This is a genomic window from Sphingomonas sp. LH128 (assembly GCF_000293195.2).
Classification (GTDB): domain Bacteria; phylum Pseudomonadota; class Alphaproteobacteria; order Sphingomonadales; family Sphingomonadaceae; genus Novosphingobium; species Novosphingobium resinovorum_A.
On the sequence record NZ_ALVC01000044.1, the window covers coordinates 1 to 23,192 of the forward strand.

At 62.8% G+C, this 23,192-nt stretch carries 22 protein-coding genes and 1 pseudogene; 12 read left to right on the forward strand and 11 right to left on the reverse strand.

What is annotated here, in order from left to right:
• A partial coding sequence (locus LH128_RS04240; RefSeq protein ID WP_008828344.1) for a hypothetical protein occupies window positions 1-219 on the forward strand: 219 nt, incomplete at its 5' end.
• A 2-nt stretch (window positions 220-221) separates the two neighbouring features.
• Here the strand turns inward: LH128_RS04240 and LH128_RS04245 are convergent.
• Window positions 222-3,365: a sensor histidine kinase gene (locus LH128_RS04245; protein ID WP_172704934.1), complete on the reverse strand. Its 3,144-nt coding sequence runs from the start codon at window positions 3,363-3,365 to the stop codon at window positions 222-224.
• A gap of 175 nt (window positions 3,366-3,540) precedes the next feature.
• Between LH128_RS04245 and LH128_RS04255 the strand changes: the two genes are divergently transcribed.
• The 4 genes from LH128_RS04255 (at window position 3,541) to LH128_RS04270 (ending at window position 7,321) form a co-directional block, all read left to right on the forward strand.
• Window positions 3,541-3,942: a response regulator gene (locus LH128_RS04255; protein ID WP_008828346.1), complete on the forward strand. Its 402-nt coding sequence runs from the start codon at window positions 3,541-3,543 to the stop codon at window positions 3,940-3,942.
• A 65-nt stretch (window positions 3,943-4,007) separates the two neighbouring features.
• Window positions 4,008-5,510, forward strand: coding sequence for a hypothetical protein (locus LH128_RS04260; RefSeq protein ID WP_327195055.1), 1,503 nt, complete (start codon window positions 4,008-4,010; stop codon window positions 5,508-5,510).
• A gap of 96 nt (window positions 5,511-5,606) precedes the next feature.
• On the forward strand, window positions 5,607-6,692 hold the full coding sequence (locus LH128_RS04265; protein ID WP_008828348.1) for a catalase family peroxidase: 1,086 nt from the start codon (window positions 5,607-5,609) through the stop codon (window positions 6,690-6,692).
• Entirely contained in the window at window positions 6,689-7,321 is a 633-nt protein-coding gene (locus LH128_RS04270) for a cytochrome b (RefSeq protein ID WP_008828349.1), read from the forward strand. The genes LH128_RS04265 and LH128_RS04270 overlap by 4 nt, the downstream gene beginning before the upstream one ends.
• Window positions 7,322-7,410: 89 nt before the next feature.
• On the opposite strand, the gene LH128_RS04275 is transcribed toward LH128_RS04270, so the two are convergent.
• Window positions 7,411-9,012, reverse strand: coding sequence for a PAS domain-containing sensor histidine kinase (locus LH128_RS04275; RefSeq protein WP_172704935.1), 1,602 nt, complete (start codon window positions 9,010-9,012; stop codon window positions 7,411-7,413).
• Window positions 9,013-9,396: 384 nt separating this feature from the next.
• Between LH128_RS04275 and LH128_RS04280 the strand changes: the two genes are divergently transcribed.
• From LH128_RS04280 to LH128_RS04295, 4 genes are all read left to right on the forward strand, one after another.
• Window positions 9,397-9,816: a nuclear transport factor 2 family protein gene (locus tag LH128_RS04280; RefSeq protein WP_008828351.1), complete on the forward strand. Its 420-nt coding sequence runs from the start codon at window positions 9,397-9,399 to the stop codon at window positions 9,814-9,816.
• 23 nt (window positions 9,817-9,839) lie between these two features.
• Window positions 9,840-10,463 carry a response regulator transcription factor gene (locus LH128_RS04285; RefSeq protein ID WP_008828352.1) on the forward strand — a complete coding sequence of 208 codons (624 nt, stop codon included), beginning with the start codon at window positions 9,840-9,842 and terminating at the stop codon, window positions 10,461-10,463.
• A gap of 173 nt (window positions 10,464-10,636) precedes the next feature.
• Entirely contained in the window at window positions 10,637-11,083 is a 447-nt protein-coding gene (locus LH128_RS04290) for a nuclear transport factor 2 family protein (protein ID WP_008828353.1), read from the forward strand.
• Window positions 11,084-11,215: 132 nt separating this feature from the next.
• On the forward strand, window positions 11,216-11,788 hold the full coding sequence (locus LH128_RS04295) for a VOC family protein (RefSeq protein ID WP_008828354.1): 573 nt from the start codon (window positions 11,216-11,218) through the stop codon (window positions 11,786-11,788).
• Between the two features lie 30 nt (window positions 11,789-11,818).
• On the opposite strand, the gene LH128_RS04300 is transcribed toward LH128_RS04295, so the two are convergent.
• Window positions 11,819-12,172 (reverse strand): putative quinol monooxygenase, encoded by a 354-nt coding sequence (locus LH128_RS04300; RefSeq protein ID WP_008828355.1) that lies wholly within the window; start codon window positions 12,170-12,172, stop codon window positions 11,819-11,821.
• Between the two features lie 209 nt (window positions 12,173-12,381).
• On the opposite strand from LH128_RS04300, the gene LH128_RS04305 reads away from it, so the two are divergent.
• Together LH128_RS04305 and LH128_RS04310 are read left to right on the forward strand one after the other, a co-directional pair.
• A complete protein-coding gene (locus tag LH128_RS04305; protein WP_008828356.1) occupies window positions 12,382-13,695 on the forward strand; it encodes an epoxide hydrolase family protein in 1,314 nt (437 codons plus the stop codon).
• Window positions 13,696-13,735: 40 nt separating this feature from the next.
• Window positions 13,736-13,840, forward strand: a complete 105-nt coding sequence (locus LH128_RS04310; protein WP_008828357.1) for a short-chain dehydrogenase — start codon at window positions 13,736-13,738, stop codon at window positions 13,838-13,840.
• Window positions 13,841-13,958: 118 nt separating this feature from the next.
• Here the strand turns inward: LH128_RS04310 and LH128_RS04315 are convergent, their stop codons facing one another.
• The 4 genes and pseudogenes from LH128_RS04315 to LH128_RS34975 all read right to left on the reverse strand — a co-directional run bounded on the left by LH128_RS04315 (window position 13,959) and on the right by LH128_RS34975 (window position 17,844).
• A complete protein-coding gene (locus LH128_RS04315) occupies window positions 13,959-16,469 on the reverse strand; it encodes a TonB-dependent receptor (RefSeq protein WP_037517708.1) in 2,511 nt (836 codons plus the stop codon).
• A 382-nt stretch (window positions 16,470-16,851) separates the two neighbouring features.
• Window positions 16,852-17,450, reverse strand: a pseudogene (locus LH128_RS31915) (transposase); the annotation flags it as partial.
• Between the two features lie 71 nt (window positions 17,451-17,521).
• Window positions 17,522-17,617 carry a hypothetical protein gene (locus LH128_RS34970; protein WP_353231036.1) on the reverse strand — a complete coding sequence of 32 codons (96 nt, stop codon included), beginning with the start codon at window positions 17,615-17,617 and terminating at the stop codon, window positions 17,522-17,524.
• A gap of 59 nt (window positions 17,618-17,676) precedes the next feature.
• A complete protein-coding gene (locus LH128_RS34975; protein WP_442800354.1) occupies window positions 17,677-17,844 on the reverse strand; it encodes a YobI family P-loop NTPase in 168 nt (55 codons plus the stop codon).
• A gap of 603 nt (window positions 17,845-18,447) precedes the next feature.
• Between LH128_RS34975 and LH128_RS04330 the strand changes: the two genes are divergently transcribed.
• Entirely contained in the window at window positions 18,448-18,621 is a 174-nt protein-coding gene (locus LH128_RS04330) for a Fe-Mn family superoxide dismutase (RefSeq protein ID WP_008828361.1), read from the forward strand.
• Window positions 18,622-18,631: 10 nt separating this feature from the next.
• Here LH128_RS04330 and LH128_RS34305 read toward each other — a convergent pair whose 3' ends face one another.
• From LH128_RS34305 to acnA, 4 genes are all read right to left on the reverse strand, one after another.
• The gene (locus LH128_RS34305; RefSeq protein WP_248006198.1) at window positions 18,632-18,850 is read right to left on the reverse strand and encodes a hypothetical protein; all 219 of its coding nucleotides are present in this window, start codon (window positions 18,848-18,850) and stop codon (window positions 18,632-18,634) included.
• A 130-nt stretch (window positions 18,851-18,980) separates the two neighbouring features.
• The gene (locus tag LH128_RS04340; RefSeq protein ID WP_442800355.1) at window positions 18,981-20,300 is read right to left on the reverse strand and encodes a short-chain fatty acyl-CoA regulator family protein; all 1,320 of its coding nucleotides are present in this window, start codon (window positions 20,298-20,300) and stop codon (window positions 18,981-18,983) included.
• Window positions 20,246-20,380 carry a hypothetical protein gene (locus tag LH128_RS34310; RefSeq protein WP_327195056.1) on the reverse strand — a complete coding sequence of 45 codons (135 nt, stop codon included), beginning with the start codon at window positions 20,378-20,380 and terminating at the stop codon, window positions 20,246-20,248. The genes LH128_RS04340 and LH128_RS34310 overlap by 55 nt, the downstream gene beginning before the upstream one ends.
• Before the next feature lie 130 nt (window positions 20,381-20,510).
• A complete protein-coding gene (gene acnA / locus LH128_RS04345) occupies window positions 20,511-23,189 on the reverse strand; it encodes an aconitate hydratase AcnA (protein ID WP_008828363.1) in 2,679 nt (892 codons plus the stop codon).
• Between the last annotated feature and the right edge of the window lie 3 nt (window positions 23,190-23,192).

Genomic DNA, 23,192 nt, shown 5'->3' on the forward strand with positions numbered 1-23,192 from the left:
GATCCGATATCGCGCCAACCACGCGACGCCCCCAAAAAGACTAAGGATGCCGACCATCAGGATCTGATCCGCTGGTCGATCCAGGAAGTCCGGCGGATCGCCAACAAGCTGGCCCAGCGTCGTATCCAGCCCGCCTACATCATCGCCTGGTCATGCTGGAGACGAGCGCATCAGGCTGCCGCACGGCGCGCTCATATCAAGTCAAAAATGCAACTGTAATGCTAGAGATCCGCGCCGTGGGCTCGGCGCCGTCCAAACTTGCTCGCAAGGAAGCCGGCACGTGGAACATAAGCCTTGCGCGCAGGAATCCGCAGCATGACGCTGGTTCCCGAAGTTGCGCCGCCCATGATCGACAGACTCGCTCCGATGCCTTCGGCGCGCTTGCGCATTCCGGTCAGGCCATAGCCGGAACTTCCAGGAATATGCCCGGCGATACCTACGCCGTCATCGATCACGCTGATTTCGAGAGCCCGCTGGCCATACACGACATCGACCACCACATTCGCCGCATTCGCATGCCGTGCCGCATTGAACAATGCCTCGGCGACAATCTCGCGAACCTCGCGCGCCACCACCGGTTCGACCGGCGCCGCCCCCCCACTGGAGTTCACAGTACGTATCACACTGGATGCAAAAGGCATTTCCGCCATTGCCTGCCGGAGCAAAGCAACCAGATCTGCTGGGGCATCATCATAATGCATGGTGTTCACCCGCATCTTGCCCTCGGCGATGAGCGCATCTGCTCTGTCCAGACTTTGCTCGAGAGTTTGCCGGTTGGGATCGGAGGACTGCATGCGACCCACGATCGACTGGATGCGCATGACCAGTCCCTGCATTCCCTGCAGGAGGGTATCATGGATTTCGCGGGCGATTCGCTCACGCTTGTTTGCGCGCTCTGCGGCCTGGCTGCGCAGTCGCCGGGTCAACTGCGCTATCCGCCATCGGGCAGCCAGCCAGATCGCAACAAGCAGCGACAGGCCTGCTGCCAGGGCGAACCACCAAGTCTGCCAGAAATGTGCAGCGACATCGATCTCGATCGACTGCCCCACGCGGTTCCACACGCCATGCGAATTCGCGCCGATGACCTCGAAGCGATAGTGTCCCGGCGCGAGATTGGTGAACATCGCCATGCGCTGGCCGCTGGCATCCACCCACGCATCATCCATGCCCTGCAGCCGGTAGCTGAGGCGTGTTGCCATGGGGTTGTCGAAGTCGATGACCGCCAGTTGTATTCTGAGCCGTGCAATGCCTGCAGGCAGGTGTACCTGGTGCGCCACCGCATAGCTGCGTTCATCGGCCTCGATCCCCGTGACGAGAATCGGCGGTGCCGGCCCGTCCGGTGGAGCACTGGAAGGATCGAACACGGCGATCCCATTAGCGGTCGAAACCCAGATCCTGCCGTTGCGATCAGCGGACAGGCCGGACATGTTCGAATATGTCGGCGGGCCGGGCACACCGTCCGCATTCCGAAAGATGCGAACGTCCGGCCGAAAGTTGCGATCTTCAAAAGCGCGATCAAGCTCGGCGGTACGCAGGCGCACGACGCCGTCGCTGGTCTGCAGCCATGTATCACCGGCCGGTGTCTGGACCACGCCTGCGACAAAGCTGAGCCAGGGAAAGCGCGCGCTGGATATGACCTTGACGGATTGTCCATCGAACCGGCCGAGCCCCCGATCTCCACCCAGCAGGATCGAATCTTCGGTACGGTACTGCGCCTGAATGAACCCAAGCGTATTGTCGGCGTGACGCCACACGATCCTGGAATGGGTTCCATCGGTCAGCCACAGGTTGCCATTGCCGACATAGGCCAGCACCTGCCCACCACGCCAGGGTGCGTAGGTCCCGATCGAAAATCCGGCATCCTCACCCAGAGGCACGGCTCCGCCGCGACCGGCATCAAGCAGGAACAGGCCGTGGTCGCCACCGCCCCACAGACGCCCCCGGTCATCCTCCAGACACCCGGTGAGGGCTAAACCTTTTGCCATGTCCTCGCCAGCGGTTCCGAGCGGCACCGTTCCGCCTTGTCCGCCGACGCGTGCGAGACGATCGCCCCCGGAGAAAGTCCAAACGCCCCCCGACATGCTGGCACATGGCGACATGACACCGCCAATGTTCGCCACACTCATGCTTGGCGCGGTATGCGCTCCGGCACGAAAGAGCTGGCCATTCCGCCATGCCCAGATGGCACCGCGTCCATCCGCGATGGCAAAGGCCGGCGAACGGTTGATGACCGAGTTGCTCGCTCCGGCGAGGACCGGCACGAAGGAGGTGCGGCTGAACCGCTCCAGCCCCTGGCTCGTCCCCATCCACAGTGCGTGTTCGCGATCGGTGATCAGGGGCAACGAGTTGAGCGGCAATACTGGCGCGGTCAAAGTGTAGCCGCCATGCCACTGTGCAATCCGGGTCGCGTGCGCGTGATCGTCTATGGCATAGCGCTCGAGCGTATCGTCGCTCTGAACGATCCAGAAGTGATTGGCGTCATCGAACAGGATAGGCGCATCCCCCTCGCGGGCGAGGCCGGTAATGGTGCGCCCTGAGAGAGAGCCCGCCCCGTCTCCCACCAATTCACGAAGCGAGGTCGGCGTGACGAGCCAGACATCGCCGGAAGGCCCGCTGACAAGGCTTGACGATGTCATGCCGCCGGCCACCACGCGCCACCGGCGGGCACTCGGCGAAACCGCGATCAGCCTGTCGCCGAGGATGAGCCACAAGGTGCCATCCCTTCCAACGGCACTCCCGTAGAAGAGTTCGGCCTTCACCTGGACCCACGAGACCCATCTGCGACCGACGAGACGCGCCAGATAGACGTTTCGGCTGTTGCTGCCGACCGCCCATGCCTGGCCGGATGAGTTGGTCGGCAAGGCCCATACCGTCCCCAGGGGAACGTCGGACACCGGAACGTGCCGCCCGTCCCGGACGAGCGAAAGTCCGCCGTAATCGTGCCCTACCCACAAGTCGCCGGCAGACGTTGCCAGCAAGGCCGAAATCGTATCGGCCTGGGTCGGCCTTTTCGTCGAAGGGGGGAGCCGCTCGAAGCTCCTGCCGTCGTGACGATAGAGACCATCTATGGCGCCCAGCCACAGAATACCATCAGGTGTCTGCGCAAGGGCGCGCACTCCGGCCGGCGCACCGTCGCGCGGCCCGGCGAAACTGCGCTGCCAGCCTTGCAATTCGAGCGAAGAAGTCGGTGGATCGCCCGCGCTGGCCTGGCCACTGACCACGGACAGAAATGCCGTCACACCGAACAGCACAAGGCGCGGGATCATCCGCGTGACTGCGATCGGCCATGCCTTTCGCCATGCCGCTTTCACCATCCGGCAGTTCTCCGTGCCTCTTCCAAGGATACCCTCATCAAAGACGCCCACACCTGGGACGCAGCATCACCGCAGGTGCGGTAGCATCGCTGCCGCTCATGCGCACTCATGCTGACATATGAAACAGGGAGATGGCGTGCCGCCAGCCGGTTCCCGTTCACACCCGCGTATAATTGTCCGCAGGCCACTGCCCGCCTAGGTCGAGGACTGGTCAAAAGGCTCTTTCATGAACTCCATTCCGCCTACACCGGCAACTGCTGCTATTGCGATCATCGACGACGAGGAATGCGTACGCACTGCGCTCGGCAGTCTCCTGCGGTCGATCGACGTGCAATCGGAACTGTTCGACTGCGGCGCCAGCTTTCTGCAGCACGATCCTCATCGCTTTGCCCTCGTATTCAGCGACATCCAGATGCCTGGGCTGTCGGGGATCGATCTGCTCGAGCGCATCCATGCCATCGCGCCGACAGTCCCTGTCGCGCTCATGACAGCCTTCCCGGATGCCGAATGGCGCGAGCGGGCAGAACGAAACGGTGCCTATCGATTTCTGGTCAAGCCGCTCGATGCCGATGCCGTCATCGACATGATCGAAGACCTGCTTGCGCGCGATTCCACGAACCGGTTCTGAAAATCCCGCAGGACATGCAGGATCAGGCAGCACACCGTCGCACCACCTCAACGGGATCGCGCATCATGGCCACGCCCTTCACGAACAGGACGAGGATTTCACTCGCAGCCCTGGCCATGGCCGGCGTCTTCGTGATCGACACCTTTACGCGCCTGCAAAGCGCAGTTGCCGTGCTCTATGCGCTGGTTCTGATCGTGGCTGACGACGGCACCGCACGAACCCGCACCTCGGCCTGGGCCTATCCATGCGGCGTGCTCGCCTTGGTCAGCTTCCTGATCAATCATGGCGGCAAAGCCAATACCGATGAAATGCTGCGGCTGCTCGCCAGCCTTGCGGCCATCACCGTGGCCGCCCTGCTGACCTCCCGAAACGGCCGGCTCCACGAACAGGTGAGGATCAGCGATGCCCGCTACGAAACGATCTTCAATTCGCTGGCATTGGCGATATGGGAGCATGATTTCACGCTGGTCGTAAAGGAACTGGCGAAGATCAAGGAAGCCGTCACCGATCTCGAAGCCCATCTGAGGGCACACCCCGGTGACGTCGCGTACCTGCGGAGGCTGGTGAAGATCACGCACGCGAACGCCGCGGCACGGCGCCTTCTCGAAGTTTCCGACGAGGCACCGTTCTTCGAAAACCTTTCGGACTTTCTCCCCGACGATGACTCCAGTTTCGTGGAGGCCCTGCTCTCGATCGACCGCCGCAGCCCCGCGTTCGAAACCGAATGCCAGGTCCGCACTGCCAACAGCACCCTGGTTGCAGTCTTCGTCGCGATGCGATTGCCTGTCGATGGCACGGGCTACGACCGCATCTGCGCAAGCGCTCTGGACCTTACCGAGCGCAAGCGCATGGAAAAGCATCTGGAAGTGGCCCGTCTCGAACGCGACGAAGCCCTGCACAGGGCCATCATCGGCAGCCTGTCGATCGCGATCGCCCACGATGTGAGCCAGCCCCTGTCGTCGATTAATGCCTATCTGGCGACCGCCCGGCGATGGCTTGCCAGGACGCCTGCTGACGTGTCCGAGGCAAGCCAGGCGATCGCGCAGGCGGAGCATGCCGGCGACGACGCGGCGCGCGTGATCGACGGCGTGCGCGAACTCGTGGCGAAGGGAAGGCTGGAGCGTTCCATCATCGCTTTTGACCATCTCGTCGGGGGCGTGGTCGATGCCATTCAAACCCGCCAGCCCGGGCTTTCGTTCGAACTCAGCCTGGGCGGCGCAACTGCTGCGGTTTCGGGCGAGGCCCACCTTCTCGAACAGCTCGTCTCGAGCCTCGTCTGCACTGCGCTGAGCAATGCACGCCTGCAGGAAAGCCGAACCGGCATCCGGATCGTGACCAGCGCGGACCAAACCCTTGTCCGGCTGGCCATAGCCTGCGGCAGGACGAACGATGCCGCGGAGCAATCGGAGAGCGCCCATGTCGAGCCGCATCTGTCCGAGGGCGGCCTCGGCTTGTGCCGATCGCTTGCGCGATTCCATGGCGGCACGATCCTCGCGACCAGTTCGATCGCGGGGGAGATGTTCCATATCGAACTGACCCTGCCGCGGGCGCCGCACCGGAACCCATAGCAGGATGCAGGGTACAGCAAAATCACAGGCGCATCGCCATGTACGCCAAAGTACATCCCGTTCCGCGCCCAACGTCAACGACGACACGGAGGCTTCATGTCCGCGCCCAAACGCATTCCCCCGGGGCCGGTAGCCCTGATCGGCGGCATTGCCGCTTCCCTCGTGCTGGCCTTCCTGTGGGCGGCCGGCTGGATCGGACCGCGTCGCATCAGCGGCGGCGACGTCACCGCAGCACTGGAATACAACACCGGAAAAGCGCAGCCCGGCTATCGCCGCGCCCATGCCAAGGGCATGTGCTTTTCCGGCAGCTTCAATGCCAATGGCGCCGGTAGCACCGTTTCGACCGCAAGCGCCCTTGCCAAGGGTGCGTATCCCGTGATCGGGCGGTTCTCGGTCGCGGGCGGTAACCCGCTGGCGACCGACGGACGCAATGTCTTCCACTCGATGGCACTGGCTCTCAAGACACCCGATGGCCAGGAATGGCGCATGGCGATGGATCACACCCCGATCTTTCCGGTGGCGGATGCGGCGGGCTTCATAGCTCTGCAGCGCACCACGCGCCCCGACCCCGCGACCGGCAAGCCGGATCCCGCCGCGATGAAAGCGCTGATCGGCCGGTATCCCTCGGTTAAGGCCTTTCAGGATTATCTCAAGGCTGCGGTGCTCCCCAGCAGCTTCGCCAACGCGACTTACTATTCCATCAACGCTTTCACGATGACCAACCGCTCCGGGCACACGCGTTTCGTGCGCTGGCATTTCGCGCCCGACACTCCTCTGACCGGGCTCGACAAGGCGCACCTCAACCAGTTGCCGCGTGACGCATTGTTCAAGGAAATGATCGCGCGCACCGCCAAAGGTCCGTCCCGCTGGCACCTGATCCTGACGCCGGCCAATGCCGGGGACCGGACCGACAACGCCACCGTGGCTTGGACCGGCCCGCATACCGCACTCGATGCCGGCATCCTGACCATCGACAAGGTGCTGTCGGAGGAGACGGGCCCGTGCCGAGATCTCAACTTCGACCCGACGATCCTGCCGAGCGGCATCGGACTTTCCGACGACCCGCTGCTCTCGGCCCGGTCCAAGACCTATTCCTCTTCCTTCACCCGCCGCGCGGGGGAAGGCCCGTATCCGAGCGCGATCGGCAGCGACCTCACAGGCTCGAAGGATACCGCACGATGACTCGCCCTGCCCATGATTTTCACCCCCTCCTGCGCGGCCTTCACTGGCTTATGGCGGCCATGGTCCTCACCATGCTCTTCATCGGCGTAGGGATGGTGTCCACGACCGGTCCGGCCTACTTGAGTCTTCTGGCCCTGCACAGGCCGATCGGCATCGCCATCCTGGTCCTTGTTCTGGCACGACTCCCGCTGCGTCTCGCCACCGGTTCGCCGCCGCTTCCTGCCGATTTGCCTCCCCGGCAGGTCATCGTAGCCAAGGCCTCTCACGTCATTCTCTACGCGAGCATGGCTGCCATGCCGCTGGTCGGCTGGGCGATGCTTTCTGCGGGCAGCTATCCGGTCGAACTGGCTCCCGGCGTTATCCTCCCCCCGATCGCACCGCACGACCTCTGGCTCTACGCGCTGCTGCGCCAAGCCCATACGATCATCGCGGTCCTGTTCTTCGCCCTGATCTTGGCCCATCTCAGCGCGGCGCTCATGCATGGCCTGATCCGCCGGGATGGCGTTCTTCGCAGCATGACGATCGGACACACACCGGCCGAACCGTCTCCTTGCGCTTGGGAAAAGACGGAGGCGATGGAAGCGCGCTCTGATGTTATCGGCGAGCCTGAAGGCAACGACTACGCCTAGGTCCGACAGGACCATGGTATTCCGACAAGGAAGCGTTGTCTCCGCCAGCGGGCGCTTTTCCGATCCACGAGGGATCGACGATTGTGACCTCAATCAAACCGGAACACCGACCGCGCCTGATCATCGGCTCGCTGCGAGGATGGAGCAACCGGCAGGCCGATCGTGAACGTGCAGCCCAGCCCCGTGTTGTTGCAAGCCAGGATCGTTCCTCCGTGCGCCTCGACGATATCCTTCGAAACCGACAGACCCATGCCCATGCCATCGGACTTGGTCGTGAAGAACGCATCGAACAGCCTGTCCGCATCGGCGTCCTGCAGGCCGGGGCCGCTATCGACCACACGGATCACCGCATGACCGCCATCGGCATCGACATGGACCGAGACCTGCCGGGCATCAGGCTCGGCGCCGGACCCGGCACTGGACATGACCTGCGCGGCATTGACGATGAGATTGATGATGACCTGCTGCAGTTGCACCCGGTCCCCCAGGATCCGGACGGGCGTGCTGCACACTTGCGCCACGCAGGAGGCACCGAGCACGCCGAGCTGCCGATGCGTGATCTCGATCGCCTCATGCAGGGTGGATTGCAGTTCGAACACGGCCCGTTCCCCGCTACCCTTCATCGCCATGGCGCGGGTCCGCTGGATGATCTGCGATGCACGTTCGCCCTCGAAGATCATCCTGCCGATGGCGTCCCGCGCCTCCTCCAGATCGGGCTTCGGCCGGTTCAGCCAGCGTAGGGTCGCATTGCCATTGGCGACGATCGCGCTGAGAGGCTGGTTGATCTCATGGGTGATCGAGGCCGCCAGTTGCCCCAGCATCGAGACTCTCGCCGCATGGGCAAGGTTCAGCTGTGCGCGCGCCAGCGCCTTTTCGCGCGCTATCCGCTCACTGATGTCGACCAGCCCCACGACGACGAAGACCTGTTCGTCGGGCAGCTTGGGATAAGCGGCGCTGAGAATGACGTCGAGCATGGTGCCGTCCGAGCGGCGGACCAGCGTTTCCGATTCATGGCTTGCCTTGCCCGCGATGTAATCCAGGAACACCTGGTTCCACACACCCATGGTCTCATCGGGACACCACGAACCCAGCGGCTTTCCGATCGCCTCGGAAGGGCCAACCCCGAGCATCTGGCAGGCCTTCTCGTTAAGCCCGACGACCGGCGTGCAATCCAGCACCCGGCGCACGATCCCGATATCGGCCGCAATGTGTGCCGCAATGTCCCCCACTTCGCATTCGAGTTCGGCCATGGTGCGCCGCACATTGCGCAAGTCGATCTCCACGAACCCGACGATGGTTCCGTCGAAGACGCTGTGGAACCGGTTCTGCTCGCGCGAGAGATCGAAGACGAGCGTGTGAAAGCCCTCGAAGCGGCCATCGACGTATTTCGGCACGTAACGGATGGCGGCCTCGCGTACGCCGCTCTGGCAGTGGGGGACATTCGCCTCGAACGACACGGTTTCGCCTGCCGCGACACGCTCCAGGAACGGGCGGCGCTGGGCGTAGAAGTTTTCTCCCAGAAACTCGCGCATGTGTTTCCCGACAAGCTGAGTGGGGGTGCGCCCGTACCATTGGATATGATGATCGTTGGCGAAACGGCAGACATGGCCGGCATCGAAAAAGGAGATCAGGGCCGGAACTGCGTCGGCCGTGGAAACCCCGTAATCGCCGTTTGCGGCTTCCAGTCTCAAGTCCAGCATCCCGGCAATTCTCGCCTCGTCCTTCGATAGTCCCAGCCTCCCTCGTCACTGACGCGGCCGCAGGCAGAACCGTCGGACCGCATGATATTGTCCACTTGTGCGCACAACAATCACTGCACCGAGGGGGCAGGACACTCCCCCGATCGGGGGAGGCGGTCGCAGATTCACGGTTTCGAGGGCGCCGGACTAATCGCTCATACGCGAGTATGGGGTTCCCCGAATGCCGCGATGAGCCACATTCCCGCCCACCGAGCGGCGGCCCGTGGCTACTGCGACCCAGCCAGACGTACGAGGATGAGCAGCGTGGATCAGTCAGCAACCCATCATACAGGATCGACCTCGAGCGGGACACTCACGGCGACGTCTGCCGCGCGCATGCTGGAACTCCTGGAGCGCAACCTGCAGGAAGTCTTCGGCGAAGGCGATCCGGCGCGACGCCGAGCCGCTCTTGCGGAGTTGTGGGTCGAGGATTGCGAGTTGTACGCCCCGCCCGGCATCATCCGGGGACGCACGGCGATCGATGAATTCGCCGGCAATCTCCGCGCCATGCATGCCGATTTTGCTTACACACCCATCGGTGTCCCCCAGGTGCTGCACGATGCCGGCCGCCTCGCCTGGGGATCAGGCCCCGCTGGCGAACCTCCACGCTACACTGGCTGGGACGTGCTGATCGCGCAGGATGGACGGATCAAGACCCTGCTCGTCTTCCTCGATGGGGACGGCGATCAGGGGGAGAATGATGACGAACCCCACACGAACTCGTCCCGCGTCGACGCACTGGACGCCGACGGCTGAAGCGTGACATGACATCGCTAAGCATGACCGGCACACAAGACCTGCAGACGATCCACATCGTCGACGACGACCCTTCGATCAGGATTGCCCTCGATAGTCTGTTTCGATCCATCGGCCATGCCGTGAAGACATTTGCGAGCGCGTCCGAGTTCATGAACTCGGGCTGCGCAACCTCCGCCGGATGCGTGATCCTGGACGTCCGACTGCCCGGCGTGAGCGGCCTGGATTTCCAGGTCCAACTCGCGGAGGCCAACGTGTCGATGCCGGTCATCCTCATGACCGGCCACGGAGACATCCCCATGAGCGTGCGCGGCATGAAGGCCGGAGCGATCGACTTCCTGCCCAAGCCGTTTCGCGAACAGGACATGCTGGATGCCGTTGCGGCTGCCCTCGCCCGCGATCTTGAACTGCGGGTGGAGCGGCAGGGCTCGGAAGCGCTTCGCGAGCGCTATGCATCCCTCTCCCCGCGCGAGCGCGAAGTGATGTCCCATGTGGCGCAAGGCAGGATGAACAAACAGATCGCCTGGGATCTCGAACTCAGCGAGATCACCATCAAGATCCACCGCGGCAATGCCATGCGCAAGATGGGTGCGAAGACGCTTGCCGATTTCGTCAAGATGGCGGAAGCGATCAAGGCAATGCAGTGATCGAAGCGATCGCCCCGTCGCCCCATCATACCCGGGTATGACGGCCTAGCGCACGAGTATCACCCTGCCATACCCCCGCCTGAACGCCCCCTCTCACAGCCTTTCCTATGATCCTCCCGTCGCGGCCGGCAATCGGTCGCAAGGACTGTGATCTCTCGGAAAGGACCGACAATATGCCCAGCAATGAAGACGTGATCCGCTCGCTTTATGCCTTTGCTGAAGGTGACGGCAGGGACACCGCCCGTTTCGTCTCGCTGTTCACCGAGGACGGCTATTTCTGGGACGTCGCGGCCGGGCAGAAATACTATGGCAAGGAGATCGGCGACACGGTCGACATCTATGCCGAAGCCTTCCCGGACATGCACCGAGCGCTGGACAAGTTCTACGTCGACGGCGACGTCGTCATCGTCGAACTGAGCCTCAACGGCACGCATCGCGGAGACCTTCGCCTGCCCGCCGGCACAATCCGGGCGACCGGCAACGAAATCCATGCGCCCTGCTGCGACATCTTCCACCTTCGCGGCGGCAAGGTCGCCTCGTTCCACTGCTACACCGCCGCGACGATCCTGCTGGGTCAGCTTGGCGTCTTCGGAAACCTCGCGGCAGCGCTCGAACACTGAGCGCCCGCCTGACCACGGAGACACCGTCATGATGCAACTCCCTTTCCCGCGCGAGATCTTCCGCCTGCTCCGGATACGGGGCGAAAGGATGTATTCGAAGCTGGTGCACTGGGATGAGGGAGCCCCCGCCCCATGGTGAGACCTCGGGTCTTCGCGCTGACGATGCTGATTGCGGTGGTGGCCAATGCCACCACCGCAATCGCCGTGGACGCCCCTCCGCCCGGCACACCCGGGATCGATGGCCACGCAAGGCCCGCCATCGACGCTTCGGGCCTCGACCACGTCGGCATGAACGTGCCGGATGCGAGCGAGGCGGCCGAGTTCTTCCATGACCTGATGGGTACGCGCATCGTATCCGACTGGAGCCCTGCTCCCGTCGATGCGCAATGGAAGAAGCGTTTCCGCTGGCATGCTTCCGCCCGCCTCAAACGCCTCATGATGATCGAGGCGCGCGACGGGTCGAAAATCGAACTGTTCGAATATGCATCGCCCGCCGCGGCACACAAGCAACCTCGCGAGGACGACGCCGGAGCGACGCACATCGCGCTCAGGGCCAACGATCCCACCCGCGCCATCGCGGCAGTCCGCGCCATGGGGCTGACCATTCTGAACGATCCGGTGACACTCCCGGACGGATCTCGCTGGTTCTATTTCCTGTCCCCGTGGGGATCGCAAGTGGAGCTTGTCTTTCCCTCGGAAAGGTAAAGGGGGGCCGCAAGTGCCCCCCTTCCCGAGTCACGCAACCTTGCCGCGGGGGTCGTCGACATGCATGCGCGCCACGTCATAGCGCACACCTTCGCGGTGAAGGATGCGCACGGTCTTCACGACCGTGGACAGAGCCGAAAGGAAGCTCTCGGCCTCCTCGTGGTTCTCATAGGCCGTCTGATCCGCCCAGCCTTCCAGCAGGTGGAACGCGTTGGGATCGGTCAAATCCTGCGCGAATGCATAATAGACGCAGCCCGGCATCTTCTGCGCCGCCGTCATTTCAGGGACGACGGCGTCGATGAAAGCCTGCCGGTCTTCCGGGTGGACCCGGTAATAGGCGCTAACGGTCACTTCGGTGGAAAGCGTCTTGTCGTGGTCGGCCATGATGGCCTCCTTCTGTCGGTTGTTCCTGTTCCAGCGTGTGTGGGAATTCAGCCCCAAAGACCCAATCATGCGCGCGATGCCCGCTTTCATACCTGCGTATGATCGCATGACACGAACGGCTCTGTGCCTTCGCCCGCGCGTCTGATCGTTCGCGAAAGCGCGATGTCTTAGCTCGGTGCAGGATCGCTTCAGCCGAACAAGGACATCGCATGACCATTCCCTCACCCGAGAAGCCCGCCGGGCCTTCACGCCGCCAGGCATTCGCCGAACTTGGCAAGGGCGCTGCACTGGCCGCAGTGGCAACGAGCGTCATGGCCGCCCCGGCCAGCGCGAATGAGATCGCGAGTGCTCAGGGCCTTCGCCTCCCGCCCGCCTCCTCAGCAATCACCCCGTTCCGCGTCGAAGTCCCGCAGGTCGCGATCGACGACTTGAAGCTGCGCCTGCGCATGACGCGCCTGCCCGAGCGCGAGACCGTCAGCGACTGGTCGCAGGGCGTCCCGCTGGACAAAGCCAAGGCCCTGCTCGCCCATTGGCGCGACCAGTACGACTGGCGCCGGTTCGAGCGCCGCCTCAATTCCTACCCCCAGTTCCGCACCGAGATCGACGGGCTGGGCATTCACTTCATCCACATTCGCTCGCGCCACAAGGGCGCGCTGCCGATCATCCTGACGCATGGCTGGCCGGGGTCGGTGGTGGAGTTCCTCGATGTGATCGGCCCCCTGACCGATCCGACCGCGCACGGCGGCAAGGCGGAAGATGCCTTCGACGTGGTGATCCCTTCGCAGCCCGGTTTCGGCTTTTCCGACAAGCCCACCTCGACGGGATGGGACGTGGTGCGCACAGCTAGGGCATGGGGCGTCCTGATGCAGAGGCTCGGCTACACCAAGTGGGTCGCGCAAGGCGGCGACTGGGGCGCAGGCGTCACGCACGCCCTCGGTCATGTGCGCCCGGCCGGCCTTGTGGCCGCCCATGTGAACTGGCCGCTGGTGATCCCGGCCCAGCCCCCCGCGACGCTGACGCCGCAGCAGCAGGCGTGCATGGCCGCCATCGGTGCATTCCTGAACGACCAGTTCGGATACTTCAAGCAGCAGGGCACCCGGCCGCAGACGGTGGGCTATACCCTTGCCGACTCCCCGATCGGACAGGCGACGTGGATCTATGAAGAGTTCCAGGCCTGGACCGACAACCGCGGCAACCCCGAGGATGCGCTGAGCATCGACCAGATGCTCGACGACATCTCGCTCTACTGGTTCACGGACAGCGCCGCTTCGTCCGCACGGATCTACTGGGAAAACACCCGTAACGGCGGCGGCTTCGACGCGGGCACCATCGAGCTTCCCATGGCGGCCACGATCTTCCCCAGGGAAATCTACCGCGCGCCGAAGGACTGGGCGCAGGCCCGCTGGCCGAACATGTTCTACTGGAACGAGGTCGATCGCGGCGGCCACTTCGCAGCCTTCGAGCAGCCGCAACTCTTCGCCGAGGAGATGCGCCGGGCCTTCGCGAAAATCCGTAACGCATGAGCCCCTGAGAGCTCCGAAATTTAAAGCAAATGAACTCGTCATGTCCCAACGTCTCAACGGCAAGGTTGCCGTCATCACCGGCGCGACCAGCGGCATCGGCCCCGCCACCGCCAACGTTTTTGTGGCCGAAGGTTGTTCGGCATAACCAGCCGCCATGGCATTGCCCAAGGGCAGAAAGTACGAGCGCTATACTGATAGGTCCCCATTGGGGTCGTCTCATGCGCATAGCGCTCGCAGGTTACCTGCATTCCTATATCGGTTGATCAATCTCCAAAACGATAGCGCAGCCGGATGCCGTACATCCGGGGCATTCCCAGAATGATACTCTCCGAGCCGATCGATGCGAATGACCCGCTGACGAACACCGGATACTTTTCATTGAACGCGTTGGTGACGAACGCCGACGCATCGATCGGGCCTCCCAGCACGTCGTTCCAGTTCAGGTTGAAGTTGACCAATTGGCTCGACGGCAACACGCCCACCGGAGAGTCCGCCAGGGCAATCTGCTTGGCGGTGTAGATATAGGTGCCGCTGATCGATATCCGGCCCAGACTGTCATCCAGCGGCAGGGTGTAGGTCGGCGTGACCGTCAGCTTGTGCTTGGGCGACTGCGGCAGTGGCCCGCCGACGTTGGCGCCGGTCGAGGGCGGGAGATAACCGGGGAAATTCGGCGGGCTGTAGGACTTCAGCTTCGTGTCGAGATAGGCATAGCCCAGAGCGATCGAGAGACCGCTGAAGTTGATGGAGCCATCAACCTCAATGCCCTGGATGCGCGACTTGCCTGCATTGACGATGGCTTGAGCCGGAGAGCTCGTGTTGTTGGGGATGCTTGCGTCGGGAATGAGGTTCGCGGTCAACTGCTGGTTGGAAAAATCGTTGTAAAAGGCCGCGAGGTTCAAATATCCGCTGACCGCTCCGCGGAATGAGGTCTTCACGCCGATTTCGTAAGCCTCCACCTTTTCGGGACCCCACGAAATGGGGATCGTATTCGATGCGTTCACATTACCCTGGCGATAGCCGCGCGCGTATTTGGCATAGACGAGCATATCGGGCGTCGGCTTGTAATCCAGGTCGATCAGCCAAGTCGGCTTGTTGGATTTTTGTGCGATGTTGGTGAGGCAATTCTCGCCGCTGGGTGCAGGACGACCGGGGTAAGCCGCGCATACGAATGTCGGCGTGTTGGGTGCGAAGAAGAACGCCTGGCGCGTGCCGCCCTGGCCCGCAACCTTGTCCATCGTGTAGCGCAGTCCCGCCGTTACCGAGAGCTGGTCGGTGATCTTGTAAGTGCCCTGGCCGAAGAAGCCCGCGTTGCGATACCGGTAACGCGTCAGGGAGTTCTGAATCAGGCCGGGAATGCCCGCCACGCCGAGCGAATTGATCGGCGTACATTGGTAGGCCGCGATATCGGTGCACGACAGGCTCGACAGCACCGGGACCGAAATGCCGGGCGCAATCGGGATCTGGGTGGTATACGAGATCGGCGAAAGCGAACCCTGGAACGGGTTGAGCGGTCCGCTTTTCTCGTAATAGCCGCCAAGGACGTAGTTCAGCTTGCCATCACTTGTGCGGCCTTGGATCTGCAACTCTTCAGTCGCGGTCCATTGCGAGACGTTGGGGAAGTTGGAATCGGGGTTGAGCCCGACCCATGTGAACGGCAGGCCGGCATAAGGGCTGGGGGCGCCAAATTGCGTCGTCGCCGGGAATGCATAGTCGTCAGAGCCGATGTTGAACGACTGCTTCTGGCGAAATTCCTGATAGCTGGCTATGTTCTTGACGGTGAGTGTATCGTTTACCACCCAGGTCGTTGTGTTGGATACGGCCCACTGATCGATCTTCAGGAACGGGTTTGCCGCGCTCATCGCCACATCCCAGTACCCATCGCCGCGGGCCGCGGCGTCGGTGATCATCTTGCAGCCGAGCGGCGCCAGGAACTGGGCTGTCGACCCGGGCGTGGGCGTGGTCGTGTTGCCCAGGCAACCTGCCGCCGTCACCATCTTGCCGGCAACTCCGTTGGTATCGGAATGGCTGAAGCGGGCGAGCGTGTAGCTTTCCAGGTCCGGCGTAAGCTCGGCCAGGATGCCCAGACGCGCTGCCCAGTAATTGACGTCGCCGAAAGCATCCGGTCCCCGGGTGCTCTGGTTTTTGAGGTACCCGTCCCGCTTCTGGCGATCGAAACCCAAACGAACCTTGAAAGTGTCACTCAGCGGTACGTTGACGACGCCTTGCATACGATACATGTCGTAGTTGCCGTAGGACCCCTCGAGATAGCCTTCCAGTACATCTGTGGGACGCTCCGGCACCAGCAATACCGCACCGCCCGTAGTATTGCGTCCGAACAGCGTTCCCTGCGGCCCCTTCAGAACCTGGACGTTCTGGAGATCGAAATACTGACCGACGCCAGCGCCGTTGCCGCCCGGCGTTCCGCCTTGCGCACGCGGCCCCACCACGTCCGCGAAGTAGATCGCGACGGACGGTGACGTAAAGGATTCCTGGGTAAATCCACGGATGGCGAAAGTCGCCGTTTCGCTACCGTAACGCGAATTAGCCGAGAGTGACGGAGTATAGGTGGCCAGATCGGCACCCGACACGATGTTCTTGTTGGTCAGCTGTTGCTGGCTGAAGACGGCCATGGAGATGGGAACGTCCTGCAGGCGTTCCTCGGTACGGCGAGCGGTGACGACGATGTCGCCCCCCGCATCCTGTGCCATCGCCGGTACTGCTCCGGCGAGCGTGGTGGTCGCAAACAGAGCCAACTTGACTGATACGCGCCTCATTTATTCTCTCCCGAGCAACGAGGGTTAGCCCTCGTTTGGTTATTGGTTGCAGGTCCGACTTGTTTCGGTCGGATCGCTGCGACAATTGCTTGACCTGTGATCGCCCGCAAAACCGCCATTCCGGCCCTTTACGAAGTCATTCCAGATCATTATTCGCGAGGCCATTAAGGCCGTTTTCTCTTCGTTCGTCTTCCAGCCAGATGAAATCCAAGTGATGGGTTTCTCGCTACCCAGGCCAGAGCACAGCCATTTGAATGGATTCGGGACTGCGTTACAACACAGCGACCCCGATCGATCGCGGAAGCGATGTGACCTGCCCCCCCCCCGGCGGTCCCTCGCTCATAACGAGCGTCTTACGGTTGAATATTCCGGCACGCTCCTGCACCGGCGTCCGACTGCCCCGGCCCCGCTCGCGGCCGCACCGTCGGCGCACGGACAAGCCTTCTTCCCGATATAGCCGGTAGAGCTTCTTGTGGTTCATGCTCATGCCCTTGCGCCCCAGCATGACGCCGATCCGGCGATAGCCGAACAGACGGCGCTGCCCTGCGATTTCCCGCATGGCTTCGCGGATGGCTCCGTGGTCCGGCGGGCGTTCGCGCCTGACCGTCTTGGGATCGACGCCAATCAGCACGCAAGCCCGGCGCTGTGAGACCTGGTAGTCCCGCATCACACCGAGCGCCACGTCGCGCCGCTGGCCCGGCCTCGTCAGCCTTTTCCCAGCAGGTCCTTCAGGATCGCGTTGTCCAGCATGCTGTCGGCCCAGAGCCGATTCAACTTGCCGTTCTCGTCCTCCAATTGCCGCAACCGATGGGCATCGGAAGCCTCCATACCGCCGTACTTCGCCTTCAACTTGTAAAAGGTCGCCGTGCTCAGCCCATGCTTGCGGCAAACCTCCACCGTCGGAAGTCCAGCCTCCTGCTCCTTGATCATCCCGATAATCTGCGCCTCGGTGAAACGGCTCTTCCTCGTGCGTTTGCTCATTCCTCGTGGACAGACTCTACATCAGAATGAGGCACCTTTCGGGGGGCAGGTCATAGCGAATAGGCTGAGTGTTATATACAGCGATTTGAAAATCGAAGAATACCCGGCGATTGAATTCGTTTGAAACGAGACAATGGCATCTTGCTGGCATCGGCGCCGTACAGCATCTGCTGGAGAATGCTTCTTTCAATTTTCGGGGGCTGACTTTTCCCCTACGGCATCCGCTTCAGGCACGAACGCCGCAAGGGAAATATGGAGCGTCGGCCTGCGATATCTCTTCAATGAAGGATTGAATGATACTACTTTTTCCAGACCCATAGGGTCCGGTCAGCGCTATGTTGGACACCTTCGGGTCGGTCGGCGCGAGATTCACAAACTTCGATTGCGCGGCCACCGGATGACCCGCACTTTCCAGAAAGGCTACAAATTTGTTTAACTAGCCTGCCAAAAAGTCTGTGAAATCAGCAATACGTTCTTTCATACGACGTCGAACTATCACAGATGTGTCCGACAGAAATCACAATTGATCAGAAAGCCATTTTTTATAAACGGAAGAAGGCAGCAGCGTTCGGGAAATTCAACCTTCACTCAACGACGACCGAGTATATCTCGTTTCCTGTCCGCTGACCAAACCGCCTTACAATCATTCCGCTAGCAATATCCCGCGCCCCACCCCTGACGCGCCTACAAAGTTCGGGCGAGCGCGGGGCTGAATAGCATGGAAGGCAAACTGCGCGAAGCTACTACTTCGCTTGCGCCTCCCATTACGTCATCAGGCACGCGCGAATCCTGTGGGCCGTGACGATGTCCCGCTAAACATAAAACATGGGCGAGCGATGGCAGAGCCAGTTCTGGTGCCGCTCTCGCAGACTCCAGCAATCACGGAGGATACCTGCACCTTATCTACGGCTGGAAAAGCATCTGAGGCTGATGACAGCCATGCGCAGTCCGTTAAGGTACCCTATGCTCTGCGTAGACATCTGGGTCCTGGGATCATATGCACGCGCCGGCTGCCGGCATTCCGCTGCTCGTGCTCGATATGTACGAGCATAGCTTCCACATCGATTACGGCCCCCAGGCCGTGAAATATGTGGATGCCTGGTTCGCCAATCTCGACTGGGAAGAGGTCGATCGCCGCTATGCCCGCGCCGTCGCGATCGCGCGCGGCTAAGCGGGACCGTTCACCAATATTTGGAGATCGCGCGGAACTGGTCGATCGCGTGTTGCGGCCCTTCGCCTTTCTCTGCGCAGACGAGGCAATGATCGATATGATCGTTGATCAGCGCGGGTTGGGACAGGCCCCGGATATCGGCTTTATGGCAAAATCTGCCGTTCGACACGGCGCTGGTGAACGGCAGAAATGTCCCAAGCCCTGCCCATTGCGGCCCCTCAACGCCCAATTTTACTCTCCCAGGTGCGGACCGGCAGCTTCCTCATTCTGAATGCCCTGGACTGGCCGATTCTGGTCAGGCAGCTTTGGGTGATAGACCCAAGAAAGCGGAAATTCATCCCTGAAGCCGAATAAAGGCTTTAGCCGACGGGATAAGGCGTAGTCGTGCTGCGGTTCTCATCGACCGTTACAGCGCGGCCGATCGGCGGGAAAGCCCGCTGCAGGCAGTTAGGACGTTCGCAGACCTTGCAACCGGCGCCGATCGGCGTCGCCATGTCCGGGTTGGCAAGGTCGAGCCCGCGTGAGTAGACTAGGCGTGAGGCATGGCGGATATCGCAGCCCAGCCCTACCGCGAAAGTCTTGCCCGGAACGCCGTAGCCCGCGTTGCCGCTGCCGACCGTGCGCGCCACCCACAGGTAAGTGCGGCCATCGGGCATCTGCGCGACTTGCGTGAGCACACGCCCGGGCTGCGCGAAAGCCTCGTAGACGTTCCACAAGGGGCAACTGCCGCCCACGCGCGAGAAGTGGAAGTCGGTCGCCGACTGGCGCTTGGAGATGTTCCCGGCACGGTCCACGCGGATGAAGAAGAACGGCACCCCGCGTGCATCCGCACGCTGCAGGGTGGACAGCCTATGGCAGACCGTCTCGAACCCGACGCCGAAGCGGCGGCCCAATTTCTCGATGTCGTAGGCTTCTTGTTCCGCCGCTGCCAGGAAATCCGAATAGGGCAGTATCAGCGCACCCGCGAAGTAGTTGGCCAGCCCAACCCTTGCCAAACGCCGGGCTTCATCGCCCGCGAGAACGCGATCATCTGCGAGGCGGTCGATCTCCTCACCCAATTCGAGGAAGGCCAGTTGCGTCGCCATCTGGAACGTCTGCTGGCCGGGCTTGAGGTTAGCCGAGATATGCAGCGTGCGGGTCAGTGGATCGTAGCGGCGCTGCGCTGTGTCGCTGTCGCCGCGCACAACCTCTACGCCGTGCTTCTCGCGCAGCCATTTGACGACGCCGTCCTGGATCGTGCGGGGGGTGAGGCTGGCGCGGCGATAGAGACGCTCGGCGGCTTCGTCGAGCGGTTCGACGTGGTTGTGCCGGGCGTAGAAGAAATCACGGACCTGCTCGAAAGGCATTCGGGCGGGGCCGCCGGAAATCCAGTCGTCGCCAAGCTGCGCGGCCATCGCTTCCGACCGTTCGGCAGCTTCGCGATAACGCCGATGGAGCGCGACCAGAGTGCGCCCCACGGCGGGCATGTTCAGGGCCAGTTCGCGCACTTCGGCGACCGAGACGGCTTCGGTGCCATCGGATAGCGCATCGCGCAGATCAGTGATGAGCCGCGCTTCCTCGTCCTCGGAGAACAACTGCACGTCGACACCGAACACGGCATTGATCTTTAGCAGTACCGGCACCGTCAGCGGCCGCTGGTTCTGTTCGAGTTGGTTGAGATAGCTGGCGGAAATTCCCAGTGCCCCGCCAGTTCGACCTGCTTGAGATTACGCTCCTCGCGCAGCCGTCGCAGCCGCACGCCCATAAATGCCTTACGCATGGTCTTTCTATTCGCAGAATTTGCAAAATATCGAACTTACGTCCGCAGAACTTCGCAAATTCGGTTCCTCTATGATGCTCATTTAAGGCGGATATTGCGAAGAAGTCGAGTTAAAACCGTAAGGACATGATCAGGCAGCCAGATTGCGAAGCACATAGGGCAGGATGCCGCCGTTCAGATAATAGGCCAGTTCGTCTGCGGTATCGATGCGGCACAGGGTCAGGAAGCGCAGGCGGGCGCCGTCGCTTCGTTCGGCATCTACGGCAACGGTCTGGCGCGGCTGCAGTGCGGACAACCCCCGGATGGTGAAGCTCTCGGTGCCATTGAGGCCGAGCGTATGGCGGGTCACGCCGTCGTCGAACTGCAGCGGCAGCACACCCATGCCGACGAGATTGGAGCGATGGATGCGCTCGAAGCTTTCGGCGATGACGGCGCGCACGCCCAGCAGCGCCGTGCCCTTGGCCGCCCAGTCGCGCGAGGAACCGGTGCCGTACTCGGCGCCCGCGACCACCACGAGCGGCACTTTCGCGGCCTTGTAGCGCATCGCCGCTTCGTAGATCGACAGCGGTGCCTTGCGCAGCAGGGTCATGCCGCCCTCGATGCCGCCCATCATCTCGTTGCGGATGCGGATATTGGCGAAAGTGCCGCGCATCATGATCTCATGATTGCCGCGGCGGCAGCCGTAGCTGTTGAAGTCCTGCGGCAGCACCTGATGTTCCTGCAGCCAGCGTCCTGCGGGCGAACTCGGCTTGATCGAACCTGCGGGCGAGATGTGGTCGGTGGTGATCGAATCGCCGAACACGGCAAGGCAGCGCGCGGCGATGATGTCCCTCACCGGGGCGGGCCGGCGCTCCAGTCCTTTGAAGAACGGCGGTTCGGCGATGTAGGTAGAGGATGTGGGCCACTCGTAGGTTTCGCCAGTCTTCACTTCCAGCGCCTTCCAGCGCTCGTCGCCTTCGTAGACGTCGGCATAGCGGGCGGCGAACAACTCGGCGTCGATTGAGGCGGCGATGGTTCCGGCGACTTCGGCGTTGGTGGGCCACACGTCCTTCAGGTAGACAGGCTGCCCGTCGCTGCCGGTGCCGAGCGGCTCGGTGGTGATGTCGCGCGCCACGCTGCCCAGCAGCGCATAAGCGACCACCAGCGGCGGCGAGGCTAGGTAGTTGGCGCGCACGTCGGGCGAGATACGGCCCTCGAAGTTGCGGTTGCCCGAGAGCACGGCGGCGGTGACGAGACCTTTGGCGTTGATCGCCTCGCTGATGGGGGCATCGAGCGAGCCGGAATTGCCGATGCAGATCATGCAGCCGTAGCCGGTCAGCGCGAAGCCCAGCGCGTCGAGATCGTCCTGCAGCCCCGAGCGGATCAGATAGTCGGTGACGACCTGGCTGCCCGGCGAGAGCGTGGCGCGCACCCAGGGCTTGGGCACGAGGCCCAGCGCCCGCGCCTTGCGCGCGACGAGACCAGCGGCGACGAGGACCGAAGGGTTCGAGGTGTTGGTGCAGCTGGTGATCGCGGCGATAGTGATGTCGCCGTGCCCGAGGGTGAAGTCTTTGCCGTTTACGGGCACGCGGGTGGCCAGTTCCCCGGCCTTTCCGTAGCCACTGGTCAGTTCGGCGCGCAGGCCCTCGGCGGCGTCCTTGAGCAGTACGCGATCCTGCGGGCGGCGCGGCCCGGCGACCGAGGGTAGCACGGTGGCAAGATCGAGTTCCAGCATGTCGGTGAACATCGGCTCGGGGCTGGCGGCATCGCGCCACAGGCCCTGCGCCTTGGCGTAAGCCTCGACCAGTGTGACGCGCGCGGGATCGCGGCCGGTGAGGCGCAGGTATGTCAGCGTCGCCTCGTCCACCGGGAAGAAGCCGCAGGTCGCGCCGTATTCGGGCGCCATGTTGGCGATCGTGGCGCGGTCGGCCAGCGGCAGGACATCGAGGCCGGGGCCGCAGAACTCGACGAAGCGGCCGACCACGCCGTGCCTGCGCAGCATCTGCGTGACGGTGAGGACGAGGTCGGTCGCGGTCACGCCCTCGGGCAGAGCGCCGATCAGGCGGAAGCCGACGACGTCGGGGATCAGCATCGAGACCGGCTGGCCCAGCATCGCCGCCTCGGCCTCGATCCCGCCCACGCCCCAGCCCAGCACGCCAAGGCCGCTGACCATGGTGGTGTGGCTGTCGGTGCCAACGCATGTGTCAGGGTAGGCGACGGGCAAGCCGTCCGCGTCCTCGCTGGTCCAGACGGTCTGGGCGATGTGCTCGAGGTTGACCTGGTGGCAAATGCCGGTGCCGGGCTGGACGACCTTGAGGTTGTCGAGCGTGCTCGCGCCCCACTTGAGGAAGGCGTAGCGCTCGGCATTGCGCTCGTACTCGATCTCTACGTTGCGGTCGAAGGCGCGCGGGTTGCTCGCCTCGTCCGCCATGACCGAATGGTCGATGATGAGGTGGATCGGCACTTGCGGGTTGATCCGCGTGGCGTCCGCGCCCCAGCGGTTCATCGTGTCGCGCATGGCGGCAAGGTCGACCATGCAGGGTACGCCGGTGAAGTCCTGCATCAGCACGCGCGCCGGACGGTACTGGATCTCGTGGCTGGAGCGGCGTTCGACCTGCCATTCGACCAGCGCGCGGATATCGTCCACTGTGATCGAGGCGCCGTCCTCGAAGCGCAGCAGGTTTTCCAGCAGCACCTTGAGGCTGAACGGCAGGCGGCTGATGTCGCCCAGTTGCTCGGCCGCGCGGGGCAGGCTGTAGTAGGCGTAGTCCTGTCCCCCGGCGGTCAGGGTGTCACGGGTGCCCAGAGTATCGTTTCCGGTGGCGGTCATGGA